The sequence below is a fragment of the Paenibacillus sp. SEL1 genome (assembly GCF_054602535.1).
Genome location: NZ_CM137723.1, coordinates 1,740,100 through 1,753,100, shown reverse-complemented (window position 1 = coordinate 1,753,100; position 13,001 = coordinate 1,740,100). Strand labels below are relative to the sequence as shown.

Below are 13,001 nucleotides of genomic sequence, written 5' to 3'. Positions count from 1 at the left end.
GGAGCGTGAACCAATATGAAAAAATCAAACCTCATTCAATTTCAGGAATATAAAGAAGCTGCGTTTACAAAACGAATTGTGCATAAGGAAGCCGACAATGTAATTTTTATTCTCAACTTTACTCCTAATGCCGAGTTGCCAACACATAATCACCCAGGAGCGAATGTATATTTGCTTGTTCTTGAAGGCAGCGGGACTGTAACTGTGAACGGCGAAGCAACGGAAGTTGTCCAAGGGGATATCATTCATGTTACGGGAGATGAGCACTTTTCCTATCGTGGCGGTGCAGAGGCGAATTCCAGTCTGCATGTAGTATTGACCCAAACGCCAAGTGAAAGCTATGCGCAGAACATATAAAAGAGGACACAGCACCATCATTGTATAAATAGCATTTGCATAAATCGTAAGAGCGGGTCTCCAATCGGCAATATATAGATATTGAATGATGCAAAATGCTCATATCAAAAAAAGAAAAAGGTTATTTTTTTTACACTCGTATTGATAATGAATATCATTATCAAATTTTAAGAAGAGGTGTTAATAGCCAATGCAGACAGTAGATTACAAACAGGTGCCAGGGCACTGGATATTAGCAAGTCTCGGTAAGCGCGTGCTTAGGCCCGGAGGGTTAAAAACGACACGTTGGATGATAGAGGGACTTGACGTAACCGGGCAGGATGAGGTTATTGAGTTTGCCCCCGGATTGGGTATAACTGCCCAAATCACACTGCGGCTTAATCCCCGTCGTTATATTGCGATTGAACAGAATGAGAAGGCGGCTTCTATCGTAAAAACGTATGCAAGCGGAGCAAATCGGGAAGTCATTATTGCCGATGCTGAACGGGTTCCGTTGCCGGATGCCTCTGCGACGGTGGTATATGGGGAAGCCATGCTGACGATGCACACAAGGGCCAAAAAGGCGCAGATTATTTCGGAAGCCAGGCGGCTTTTGAAAGCAGGTGGGAAGTATGCTATTCATGAGATGTGCCTTGCTTCTAACCATATTGAGCCTGCGCTCAGAAAACAAATTTACAAGGATTTGGCTGTAGCCATGAGAGTTAATGCGACACCGTTGACGGTGTCAGAGTGGGAACAGTTACTGAAAGAGGAAGGCTTTAAGGTCGTTAAAATCTATACGGTTCCCATGCACTTATTGCATTTGCCACGTATCATTCAGGACGAGGGCTGGTTGAGATTTGGGAAAATTGCCTTTAACCTTATGCGTAACCATGCTGCCCGGACAAGGGTTATGGGTATGCGCAAGCAGTTTGTAAAGTACGCCGACCATCTGCAAGCGGTCAGTATCATCGCTGAGCGATAGCCTGAATTCACGAATAAGAGAATAAAGCTTTTTACGCAATAGCAAAAAAGGAGACGAACCCCTATTCAGGGATTCGTCTCCTTTTTGTATATTTGCTGCTTTGGCTTGGCCGCTGGCGTGCGCATGCTTTGCACCCCTCTGTTCGTCATATAATACGCGTAACGAAAATTTCCAATTCCTGATGTTTTACATTACCATAGTGACTGAGATCATTGGAATAGTTAACCAAAATAATAAAATAGGCATACTTCAAAAGGAGGAAGCGTGTTATGAAGCTGCATCGAGCCATTGTGGTGGATGATGAAACCTTTACTCGTAAAGGGCTGCTTCAACTCATGGATTGGCAAGCCTGTGGTTTTGAAGTCGTAGGAGAAGCTGATAACGGTGAGGATGCGCTGGAGCTAATCAGCCGTATTCACCCGGACCTGGTCATTACCGATATTCGTATGCCTGTGCTGGACGGATTAGAGCTGATTCGGTCTGTGCTCGAACAGAGTACAGAACATCCCGCGTTTATTATCTTAAGCGGCTATAGTGATTTTGCTTATGCGCAGCAGGCAATCCGCTATGGGGTTCATGATTTTATGCTTAAGCCGATTGATGAGGGTGACTTTTCGGCTACATTGCGCAAGCTGAGTGAAAGACTGCATCGTGAACAACAGAATACGCAACGATATCAGAATCACCATGCAGGTGGGCTGTTAGAGACTGTGATGATGAACCCAGTGGATGATGTAGTGGTGACACAGTGGGAGCAGCAGCTACGGCTTGGGGAAGCCACTTATATGTACTATGTACTCGTCGAGCTGAATGACCAACATCCCTGGCGCTCCGGTGACAATAATATCATGCTATCGCTTTTCCAATTCAGGGAGCTTATAGAGCAAGCGCTTCATCGTTTAATGGATGGCAAGTACCCTCTCTATGTTCATGAGCATCGTAACCGGATTGGTCTTATCGTACCGGACTTCCTTTTGGAGTGTTTTGAAGGCAAGGTCCAAGTTTTTATGAAAGCGCTACAACGCGAGATAGAGGGGATGAAGACACTAAAAGATCAGCTGGGAAGTCGAGTTTTCATCTATGCAGGAAAGCCTGTGAATCGGTTGCAGGATATCCAGCAGTCCTATGCCTGTGCGAAGGAGGCAGTGCTCCATAAATACATTTATGACCATGGCGGTATTGTTGTATATCTACAGAAGGAAATGCCACCACTTCACTATAAGACCATCCCTCAGGACGTACTGGATCGCTTGACGGAACAAGTTGAGGAACTGCGGTTGGATGAGCTGCGTGTGGCCGTCGATTATTTATTTAGCATCTTTCGGGAGGAGTGTTATGCTCCTGAGGCTATGAAAATGAGTCTGCATCAGTGCGTACTTAGTATCGTTCGGGTCATTCAAAACATGCAGGGAGATGAGCGCTCACTTCAGTCACTAGAACCGATGATGAACTGGCAGGACATTAACCTGTCCCTGGGTGAACTACAGCGATTGTTTACAGCTTTTGTCGAGGAAAGTGGAAGGTATATCGGGGTTCTGCGCAAGGATTGTCAGCAAGGAGGCATCCAGCACATCCGTACTTACATTGAGCAGCATGCCGCCGAGAATATAAGCCTGAAAAGTATTGCGGCTCGCTTTTACATGAACCCGGTATACCTCGGTCAATTGTTCAGAAAAACGTATGGTGTGTACTTTAACGAATTTCTGCTGAAATTGCGCGTTCAGGAGGCGAAACGCTTGTTGCGGCAGACGGATCTGCGGATTTATGAAATTGCTGAGCGCGTGGGCTTCGGCAGTTCAGACTATTTTGTTACCCAGTTTGAAAAGATGGCGCATGCCACACCAAGCGAATACCGCAACAGCCTGATTGTTGGCAACGAGTCAGAGAGGGCCGGCGAATGAAGATGCTGAGAATGACTCTTGATCATGTGCGACTGCGAGATAAAATGCTGCTGCTTTATTTTCTCTGTGTTTTTACGCCTGTAGTGTTGACCAATCTGATTTTTTACCATGTCACCTCGCAAAACGTGAAGGAACAGCGTATGCAGGATATTTCGCGCGCACTGGAACAGATTAAAATTGAATTTTACCGTGAATTTGAAGATGCGATGGAAATCTCGTCTATCTTTTATACGGATCATCAGCTCAATGAGGTATTGGAAGAAACATATCCCCACCCTGCTGACTATATCGCCGCTTATGACTCTTATTTACGTCATATCTTGAACAACACTTACAGTCCTGCATACCATTCCGTAGGTGGAATTACGATCTACACCAATAATTCAACGCTGCTGAATTCCGGGGGAATCAGCTTTATAGATGAGGGAGTCAGAAGTTTGCCTTGGTATACCAAAATCTCGCCTGGACGCCAGTCCAAGCCTATATTTGTACGTACCGATGACAGCACAGGTGAACAGATGTACCCTTTTAGCCTGATTCGGCGGATGAACTACTTTTATTCCCAAAATGGTCGTGAAAAAATACTGAAAATAGAACTGCGAATGTCGTCCATTCGCGAGATTTTCAATAACCTGAATTTGCAGGGAAGTCTCTTTCTGCTGAACGAACGAGGGGAAATCGAATATACAACCGACCCCAAAGTGGATATAAACCACAAACATGTAGCCTATAACACTCTCAAGCTGCCCGAGGACACCATGGAGTTCAAGACGAATTATGTGCTTACGAGCAATCTGAATGGCTGGAGCATTGTGGCTGCGGTATCGAGAGATGCAGTGCTGTATGAAATGCAGGAATCTCGCAATTTTGTGCTCTTGTTAACCTGTGTAAATATGCTGCTGCCTACATTAATCATTATTTGGATTACACGTTCGTTGAACGTGAGGATTCATCGTATTTTAAAGCACATGAAAAAGGTGAAAAACCAGCATTTTGAGCTGATTCGCGGTATAGAGTCGCGAGATGAGATCGGGCAATTAACAGGTGAGTTTAATCGGATGACGCTGAAAATAAAGCGACTGATTAACGATGTCTATATGGCCGATATACAGCGAAAAAATCTGGAAATTCAGCGCAGACATGCCCAGTTGAATGCACTTCACAGCCAGATCAACCCACATTTTCTGTTCAATGCACTGGAGACGATTCGCATGCGGAGCTTGATGAAGCATGAGGATGAGACAGCGCGCATTATTCATAACATGGCACGGATTTTCCGCAATTCGCTGGTGTGGAACAAGGATCGGGTTACTTTGCGGGAGGAGCTGGAGCTGATCCGTTGTTTTCTGGAAATCCAGCAATATCGCTTTGGTGAGCGAATACAGTACGAAGTGCAGGCGCGCTCTGAAGACTTAGACAATCTGCTTCCCAAAATGGTCGCGCTGACACTGGTTGAAAATGCAAGCATCCACGGCATTGAGCCGCTAAAGCATGGAGGACGCATTGAGATTCATTTTGAGCATGAGGAAGGACAACTGATTCTAACGGTTCGGGATGATGGGGTGGGCATGTCTGAGGAACAGGTACAACGCTTATATAGTTACATGCAAAGGCAGGAAGAAATGGGTGAGCGTATAGGTCTACAAAATGTCATATATCGTCTTAAACTTTACTACGGGAGCCGCTTTGAGCTTGCCATTCGCAGTGCACCCGGCGAGGGTACGGAGATTCGAATTAGGATTCCTGCGGATCGGGAGTGAGATGGAGAGTAGTACCTATTTTGCTTTGAAGGACCTTTACCTATAGTTTTCTAAGTAACACCTTTAGATTGACAGGTGAACGAAATGAACAGCATTTTATAAAATGAAAGTGCTTACAATTTAGGGTGTGCGGGATTCTCAGTGCTTGAGGTACGTGCGCACGATATTCACACACAATCGACAAAAGAGGGCGAAAGGGGAGGGTCTGGCATGACAAGCAAAAGGTTCGGAATCATCAGTCTGGTAATGGTTATGATGGCGTCTATGATCGCTGCTTGCTCAGGGAGCTCGGGCAAGGAGCCGGCGTCAGGAGATAGCAAGGAGAAGGTCACATTCACGTATTTTAATGCCACTGCGGGGAGGGACATTAATACCAATGAAACGCGGATCGGCAAAATCCTGGAGGATCAGACGGGGGTAAACTGGAAGCTGGAGCATTTGGTGGGTGATTCCAATACGAAGATCGGTACATTTATTGCCAGTAACGATTACCCGGATGTGATAGTGCCGGATGGCACGATCGATAAGCTGCTGGATGCCGGGGCTTTTATTCCCCTGAATGATTTGATCGACAAATATGGACCCAATATTAAGCGTGTATATGGACCGTACTACAACTTGATGAAGGCGGAGGATGGGAACATTTACTTTCTGCCGCTAAGTGCGGTGGTAGGCGATTATTTACCTGCGCCTAACTTAGAGCAAGGAGCCTTTTGGGTGCAACGCAGGGTATTAAAAGAAGCGGGATATCCAAAAATCAAAACACTTGACGAGTATTTAGCTCTGATTCGTAACTATGCGAAAAAGCATGCAGATGAGGGCTTGACTGGGTACCTAGCGTTAACCACGCAGGATAGGTTTTATGCTCTTACGAACGCGCCGATGCATCTGGCAGGCTATCCGAATGATGGCGGCACGATTATTGATATGAAAACACACCGGGCCACGGATTATGGAGATATGGAAATCACAAAGCGGTATCTGAAAGAGCTAAATCAGCTCAATGTAGAGGGCCTATTTGATAAATCGTCCTTTGTGGACAATTACGATCAATATTTGGCAAAGCTGACCTCGGGTAAGGTGCTGGGCTTTTTCGACTACCGCTGGCAGGCGGGGCAGGCCCTGAATAATCTGCAAGAGGCTTCCAAGCAATCGGGCAATGATGATATGGAGTATATAGGGCTGCCTGTTGTATACGACCAGAATATAAAGGATCAGTACATTGATCCTTCATCATTCGTTAATAACCGAGGCATAGGAATTACGGTCAGTGCCAAGGACCCGGTGCGTATCATCAAATTTTTTGACAACCTGCTGACGGACGAAAACCAGATATTATCCAACTGGGGAATCAAGGGAGAAACCTATGATGTAGATAAAAAAGGACGCTTTTACCGGACTGAGGAGCAAATTAAGCAGACTGGTCAGGACGCGTTCCGCGAATCATTTGGGTTCAAATATTTTGAATACAGTTGGCCGCGATACGGTAGCGGTTCTACCCTGCCTGACGGCAACTCGGTTGGCCCCGGACGGCAGCCTGAGGTTGCGCGTATGTCCTACACCGAGGGAGATAAAAAGCTACTAAAAGTCTATGGTGTAGAGTCCTTCTCGCAAATGTTTTCCGCACCTGACGAGCGCCCATGGTATCCGGCCTGGAGTATTCCGATTGCTCAAGGCTCAACTGCGCAGCTCTTCCAGCAAAAGAAGGGAGACCTACAGCGCAAATATTTCCCGCGTTTGGTGCTGTCTGCACCGGAGCAGTTTGATGCGATTTGGAATGAATACACCACTGAATTCAACAAGCTGGATGTAAAGGCGTATGAGGAGCTGATCACGAAGGAGGTTGCCAAAAAAATCGAAAATCCCGGTAAAAAATAAAGGAGGAAGCAGCTATGGGCCACTCGTCACCGCCACCTGTCACGATCTCCTCGGATCATTTGCCGCCCTCGCGGCGAACCGGCTTTAGGGGATTTATGCACAAGCTGAATCAGCAACGGGCACTGGTATGGATGTCCGTCCCTTTTTTAATCTGGCTGTTCATCTTCAAGTATTTGCCCATCTGGGGTTGGACGATTGCCTTTCAGGATTTTAGGCCTGCCCGCAAGTTGCTCGATCAGCAATGGGTCGGATTAAAACATTTCCATTTTCTATTTCAGGATGAACACTTTCTGCGGGTCATGCGCAATACGCTGGCGATGAGCTTTATTAATCTGGTGCTGGGCTTTGTCACCGCTATAACATTAGCGATTTTGCTGAATGAGCTTCGTCAGATCATGTTCAAGCGGGTCGTGCAGACGGTCAGCTATCTGCCACATTTTATTTCGTGGGTGGTCGCGGCTAGCATCATCAGTACGGCACTGTCTGCGGATGGCGGCATCATCAATGAGGTGCTGATGTGGCTGGGGTTGATTAAGGAGCCTATTCTGTGGCTGGGCGAGGGAGGCTATTTTTGGGGCATTCTCGGGGCATCGGAGGTATGGAAAAATGTCGGCTGGAACACCATCATTTATTTGGCCGCGATGACGATGATTGATCCCTCGCAGTATGAGGCAGCCGAGATGGACGGAGCAGGGCGTTTTCAGCGGATTTGGCATGTGACATTACCGGGATTGAAGCCTGTATTTATCATCCTGCTCATTATGAACATTGGCAATTTACTGGAATCCGGCTTTGAGCCGCAATACTTACTGGGCAACGGCATGAACGTGGATTACTCGGAGAATCTGGATATTTTCGTGCTGAAATATGGTATTCAGATGGGTAATTTCTCGCTTTCCATTGCTGCTGGGATGTTCAAAACGGTGGTCAGCTTCATCTTACTGTTTAGCGCCAATCATATTGCGAAGCGGTTAGGGGAGGAGAGGCTGTTCTGAAAAAGGAGTGAGTTATGGTGGGGGACGGCCGCTTCGCGTGCGGATTGTTCTTCCGATCGCTGTTATCCCCGTATTTTCTTATTGGAATAAAGATCATAGGTTAAAATCCGGGGATAAAGGCGAACGCTCCGCTTCTTCAGAACAATTCCGCCCGCTCCGCTGCTACCCGCCGTAAAGTCACTTTTTTAAGAACTGAGGGTAGGGGCAGGGGAGAGCTTAAGGAAGGCGTGTGACTCGCACTTCCTTGGGTAAATGTGCCATCATGGTTGGCTCAGCTTCGCTATCGCTTGTTTTTAGGATTGTGCTAGTGGTGGTGGTAACAGAAGGCGCATGCTCATGCATACTACAGGTGCAAGTCAGTGGATTTTTAGCAGGCCGCTTCGCTGACCTCATCAAAACCTTATCAAACGAACTAAAACATGACTTCTTATAGTACCAATAATATTTCACCAAGGTTAACTCCAATTGCCACTAATATAACCACTCAAAATAACAGTTCCAAGTAACAGCACCAACAAGCTCCAATAACAATTAGTTGAATTAGGGTGCGGGATCCAAATGCCTAAACTATTTTTTAGAAAGGAGCGGAAAGTCATGGGCAAAGGGAAGGCCGTACACGGGCGATTTCGGGCCCCCTCAGATCGAATTTTTGATGCGTGCAATATCGTGTTTATGCTCTGCCTGATGGTGTTCACGCTGTATCCGTTTTTAAATACGCTGGCGGTTTCGTTAAATGAAGCGAATGATTCGATTCGGGGCGGGATCTATTTGTGGCCACGTGAATTCACGTGGAGTAATTATGAATTTGTGTTTAAGGAAGCGACGATTTTCCATGCTACGCTGATTTCTGTATTACGTACAGTTGTGGGTACAGTGACTTCGGTGTTTTGCTGCGCGATGGTGGCGTACACGATCAGCCGGCCGGAATATGTGCTGCGCAAATTTGTTTCGATTGCTTTTATTTTAACGATGTATTTTAGCGGTGGATTGATTCCGAACTTTCTCCTGATTCGTGAGCTTGGGATGCTGGGGACTTTCTGGGTGTATGTCGTGCCGGGATTGATTGGGGTGTTTAATGTGATTGTCATTCGCTCCTTTATTGAGGGATTGCCGGAAGGGATTTTGGAGTCGGCGCGTATTGACGGGGCTGGGGAGTTTGCCACTTTTATGCGCATCGTTTTGCCGCTGTGTGTTCCCGTACTGGCGACGGTGTCGCTGTTTACAGCGGTGGCACAATGGAATTCCTGGTTCGATGTGTTTTTGTACAATTCATCATATGAGCAATGGAGCACTCTTCAATATGAGCTGATGAAAATACTGCAAAATTCTAACACGTCTGTTAACGCTCAGGACTATGCGAGCCAATTCGCTGGTTCGGAAAATCTGGCGAAGTCGGTCACGCCTACCTCGATTCGGGCCACGATGACGATTGTCGCTTCAGTGCCTATTATTTTAGTGTATCCCTTTTTGCAAAAATACTTTGTGAAGGGTATGACCTTGGGCGGTGTCAAAGGATAGTAAATGAAAACCAATGGTGCCAAATACCAATTCCAAAAAATTGGAGTACGGGAGGGATTGCTTTGCGGTCATGTTGGGTTAAGCCTTTTTGTCTGGTACTGGCTGGAGCGCTGTTGTTATCGCCTGTCGGTTGGTGGGGAGCGTCTGTGGCGAAGGCAGCTCCGTCTATAGAACATTCCCCGCCCGTTTCGGATATGGTGCTATCGGCGGGTAGTATCCATAAGACCATTGGAACGTATGGATTTGAGCAAGGAAACAGCGACGGCTGGAAGCCGCGAGGAACTTATACCCAAATTGCATCCGTCACGGAAGCAGCATATGGCGGCACGCACAGTCTGAAGGCAACCGCTCGTACAGCGGCTTGGAACGGGGCGGAGCTGGATGTGAAGTCGCTGTTGCAGCCGGATGTGGAGTATGAAATTAGTGGCTATGTGAAGCTGGATGGTCATTCTGCGGTTCCGAGCATGGTTAAACTTACAGTGGAGCAGCAGCCCACAGGCGGGACTACGACATGGAAGACGGTAGCGCAGACGGAGACGGCGGATACATCGTGGATCAAACTTCAGGGGAAATATACTTTTACCGGGGGGATGGATGCATTGAAGCTGTATGTGGAAAGCTCGAATCCCGCGCAGGCCTACTATGTGGATGAGATAGAAATAACACAGGTATCGAAGACGCCAACGGAGCCGGGCAATGGTATCGTATCCGGGTTTGAAGATGGTACGGCTCAAGGATGGGTGTCCCGTATGGGAGATGAGACCGTGCAGGTTTCGGACGCCGATGCACGAAGCGGCTCATACAGTCTGCTGACAACAGGCAGACAAAAGACATATGCCGGACCCAAGCTGGATGTGACTGCTACGATGCAAAAGGGCAGCCGATATACGGTCAGTGCCTGGGTGAAGCTGGCGCCGGGTGAGCAGCCTGCCAAGGTGAGACTCAGCGTACAGCGTGATCATCAAGGGGATAGTGCGTATGAAACTGTTGTAGGCGACACGGCTACTACGACAGGGGGATGGATGCATTTGTCTGGTATGTATACGCTTGCGCATGATGCAGACACTGTTTCTATGTATTTGGAAACGGCAGAAGGAACGTCTTCCTTTTATATGGATGATTTCGAGCTGTCACTTGTACCACCGCTGGCTATTGAAAAGGACATTCCTTCTTTGCATGGATTATATGGGGGACAGTTTAGCATTGGCACGGCGATTGAAGCTTTCCAGACCGAAGGGGCTTACGGAGAGTTGGTACAGAAGCATTTTAACAGCGTCGTTGCAGGGAATGCGATGAAGCCGATCTCCTTACAACCGTCCGAGGGACAGTTCCATTGGGAGGAAGCAGACCAAATTGTGCAGTTTGCTAGACAGCATGGACTGGAAATTCGCTTCCATACTTTGGTGTGGCATAACCAAACTGGGGATTGGATGTTCAAGGATAAGAATGGACAGCCGATGACGCCGACTGCTGAGAATAAAAAGCTTTTGCTGGATCGGCTGGAGACGCATATTCGCGCTGTTGCAGCCCGGTATAAAAATGTCATCACCGATTGGGATGTGGTGAATGAGGTCATTGATCCTGATCAGCCGGACGGCATGCGCCGCAGCAAATGGTATCAGATTACCGGTACTGATTATATTGAAAAAGCATTCCGTGTCACGAGGGAAGTGACGGGCCCGAACGCACGGCTATTCATTAACGATTACAACACGCATGAGCCGAAGAAACGGGATTTTCTGTACAATTTGGTACGTGATCTGCTCGCTAAAGGTGTACCGATTGACGGGGTAGGCCACCAATCGCATATCCGCCTGGAGTTTCCCGCTATTAGCGAGATTGAGCAGTCCATAGAGAAGTTTGCTTCGCTTGGTCTGGATAATCAAATTACCGAGCTGGATATGGGTCTTTATTCCAATGACACAGATCGCTATGAAACGATTCCAGAATCTATGCTCATCCGGCAGGCTCACCGCTATCGGGCGCTGTTCGATATGTTTTCAAGGCAGCAGAATCATATCAGCAATGTGACGATTTGGGGTACGGATGATGGAAATACGTGGCTCAGCACGTTTCCGATAGCCCGGTTGGATAAGCCGCTACTATTCGACGAACGGTTAAAGGCCAAATATGCCTATTGGGCACTTGCTGATCCGTCCAAAGTTCCGCCGTTGCCAGCAGGGAATAACGAATAAATGGTTTGAATACATGCCGGGCTTGTTTTGCCTTATTCTATGCTGTATCGAACGTCGCCTTATACAAGCATAAAAGCAGGCTGTCCTTCACATGTGACATGTAAAGGACAGCCTGCTTTGTTATCGTAAAGGAATTGCAGTTTTATTCCAAATTGGCGTGTTGACCAAACATAGATTTGGAGGTCAGCTTGCGCAGATCCATCGTTCTGAGTACCAATGCGTCACCGTACAACAGCAGGGTTTGCTCAAACAATGAGCCCATGGGCTGGATCGTCTGGTAGTCCTTGTTGGACGGGTCCTTGGCCGCACCAGGCAGCTTGACGATGATATCGGCCAGTTTGCCAATGGTGGAACCGGGAGAAGTGGTTAGTAGCGCCAGAGAGGCTCCGAGTTTCTTTGCTTTTTCTGCCATGGAGATCAGGCTTTTGGTTTCACCAGAGCCTGAACCGATAATGAGCAGGTCGCCCTCGCCCAAACCGGGAGTTACGGTTTCCCCGACTACGTAAGCTTGAATTCCCATATGCATCAGCCGCATTGCCAGCGAGCGAATCATGAACCCTGAGCGGCCCGCACCTGCCACGAATACCTTATTGGCAACGGCGATGGAATGGATCAGCTGTTCCGATTCCGTATCACTGATCAATTGTGGAACCAATTGTAGCTCCTTGAGTACCTCAGATAAATATTGAGAGGTTTCCATTGGGGTTAACCTTGTTTGATGAGCTGTTGCATTTGGGAAGCTACAGCCTTTTTGTCGTCCTCGCCAGTGATACCACCGCCGACGATAACCAGATCCGGTTGAGCCTTTACGACTTCAGCCAATGTGCTCAGCTTAATACCGCCAGCCACAGCAGTTTTGGAGTTTTTCACGACTTTTTTGACGGTTTGCAGTGCTTCGAACGGGCTTTGTCCTTCAGCTTGCAGATCGTAGCCTGTATGCACACAGATGTAGTCAACGCCCAGAGCGTCGATTTCTTTCGCACGTTGCTCCAGGTTTTTAACACCGATCATATCCACCAGGATTTTTTTGCCGCCTTGTTTTTTCGCTTCTTCTACTGCGCCTTTGATTGTTGCATCTTCAGCTACAGCCAAAATCGTAACGATATCTGCACCAGCCTCGGAAGCTTTTAGCACTTCATAGCCCCCTGCATCCATAACCTTCAGGTCAGCCAGCACTTTCAGATTCGGGAATGCTTCTTTCATTGCTTTTACTGCATGAAGTCCTTCATTGATGACAATCGGCGTACCGATTTCTACGATATCAATATACGACTCTACTTCTTTTACCAATGCAATCCCTTGCGGGATATCTACTAAGTCTAAAGCCAATTGAAGTTCCATGTTATTAACTTCACTCCTTAAGTGAATTTATATTTTGATGAACAGGTACATGCTCTGTTGAGTATCAATCTATACTTTAGTTTCATGCACAG

10 protein-coding genes are annotated in these 13,001 nt (G+C 47.3%); 8 read left to right on the top strand and 2 right to left on the bottom strand.

Annotated features, from left to right (window positions below):
* Positions 1-15 precede the first annotated feature (15 nt).
* The 8 genes from ACYCSE_RS08060 to ACYCSE_RS08025 all read left to right on the top strand — a co-directional run bounded on the left by ACYCSE_RS08060 (position 16) and on the right by ACYCSE_RS08025 (position 11,568).
* Positions 16-357, top strand: coding sequence for a cupin domain-containing protein (locus tag ACYCSE_RS08060; RefSeq protein ID WP_025721355.1), 342 nt, complete (start codon positions 16-18; stop codon positions 355-357).
* Positions 358-547: 190 nt separating this feature from the next.
* Positions 548-1,321 carry a class I SAM-dependent methyltransferase gene (locus ACYCSE_RS08055; RefSeq protein ID WP_459701976.1) on the top strand — a complete coding sequence of 258 codons (774 nt, stop codon included), beginning with the start codon at positions 548-550 and terminating at the stop codon, positions 1,319-1,321.
* Between the two features lie 269 nt (positions 1,322-1,590).
* Positions 1,591-3,222, top strand: a complete 1,632-nt coding sequence (locus tag ACYCSE_RS08050; protein ID WP_459701975.1) for a response regulator — start codon at positions 1,591-1,593, stop codon at positions 3,220-3,222.
* The gene (locus ACYCSE_RS08045) at positions 3,219-4,982 is read left to right on the top strand and encodes a sensor histidine kinase (protein WP_459701974.1); all 1,764 of its coding nucleotides are present in this window, start codon (positions 3,219-3,221) and stop codon (positions 4,980-4,982) included. The genes ACYCSE_RS08050 and ACYCSE_RS08045 overlap by 4 nt, the downstream gene beginning before the upstream one ends.
* Before the next feature lie 210 nt (positions 4,983-5,192).
* Entirely contained in the window at positions 5,193-6,860 is a 1,668-nt protein-coding gene (locus tag ACYCSE_RS08040) for an ABC transporter substrate-binding protein (RefSeq protein WP_254328134.1), read from the top strand.
* A gap of 14 nt (positions 6,861-6,874) precedes the next feature.
* On the top strand, positions 6,875-7,855 hold the full coding sequence (locus ACYCSE_RS08035) for an ABC transporter permease (RefSeq protein ID WP_459701973.1): 981 nt from the start codon (positions 6,875-6,877) through the stop codon (positions 7,853-7,855).
* A 594-nt stretch (positions 7,856-8,449) separates the two neighbouring features.
* On the top strand, positions 8,450-9,373 hold the full coding sequence (locus ACYCSE_RS08030) for a carbohydrate ABC transporter permease (RefSeq protein ID WP_103047237.1): 924 nt from the start codon (positions 8,450-8,452) through the stop codon (positions 9,371-9,373).
* Positions 9,374-9,435: 62 nt separating this feature from the next.
* Positions 9,436-11,568, top strand: a complete 2,133-nt coding sequence (locus ACYCSE_RS08025) for an endo-1,4-beta-xylanase (RefSeq protein ID WP_459701972.1) — start codon at positions 9,436-9,438, stop codon at positions 11,566-11,568.
* Positions 11,569-11,710: 142 nt separating this feature from the next.
* On the opposite strand, the gene hxlB is transcribed toward ACYCSE_RS08025, so the two are convergent.
* Positions 11,711-12,268: a 6-phospho-3-hexuloisomerase gene (gene hxlB / locus ACYCSE_RS08020; protein WP_069290647.1), complete on the bottom strand. Its 558-nt coding sequence runs from the start codon at positions 12,266-12,268 to the stop codon at positions 11,711-11,713.
* Positions 12,269-12,273: 5 nt separating this feature from the next.
* Complete coding sequence (gene hxlA, locus ACYCSE_RS08015) at positions 12,274-12,909, bottom strand: 3-hexulose-6-phosphate synthase (RefSeq protein WP_013312540.1); 636 nt, start codon at positions 12,907-12,909, stop codon at positions 12,274-12,276.
* Positions 12,910-13,001 lie beyond the last annotated feature (92 nt).

Coding starts and splice junctions, on each gene's coding strand:
- ACYCSE_RS08060 (WP_025721355.1), top strand. CDS start 16: ATGAAAAAATCAAACCTCATTCAATTTCAGGAATATAAAGAAGCTGCG.
- ACYCSE_RS08055 (WP_459701976.1), top strand. CDS start 548: ATGCAGACAGTAGATTACAAACAGGTGCCAGGGCACTGGATATTAGCA.
- ACYCSE_RS08050 (WP_459701975.1), top strand. CDS start 1,591: ATGAAGCTGCATCGAGCCATTGTGGTGGATGATGAAACCTTTACTCGT.
- ACYCSE_RS08045 (WP_459701974.1), top strand. CDS start 3,219: ATGAAGATGCTGAGAATGACTCTTGATCATGTGCGACTGCGAGATAAA.
- ACYCSE_RS08040 (WP_254328134.1), top strand. CDS start 5,193: ATGACAAGCAAAAGGTTCGGAATCATCAGTCTGGTAATGGTTATGATG.
- ACYCSE_RS08035 (WP_459701973.1), top strand. CDS start 6,875: ATGGGCCACTCGTCACCGCCACCTGTCACGATCTCCTCGGATCATTTG.
- ACYCSE_RS08030 (WP_103047237.1), top strand. CDS start 8,450: ATGGGCAAAGGGAAGGCCGTACACGGGCGATTTCGGGCCCCCTCAGAT.
- hxlB (WP_069290647.1), bottom strand. CDS start 12,268: ATGGAAACCTCTCAATATTTATCTGAGGTACTCAAGGAGCTACAATTG.
- hxlA (WP_013312540.1), bottom strand. CDS start 12,909: ATGGAACTTCAATTGGCTTTAGACTTAGTAGATATCCCGCAAGGGATT.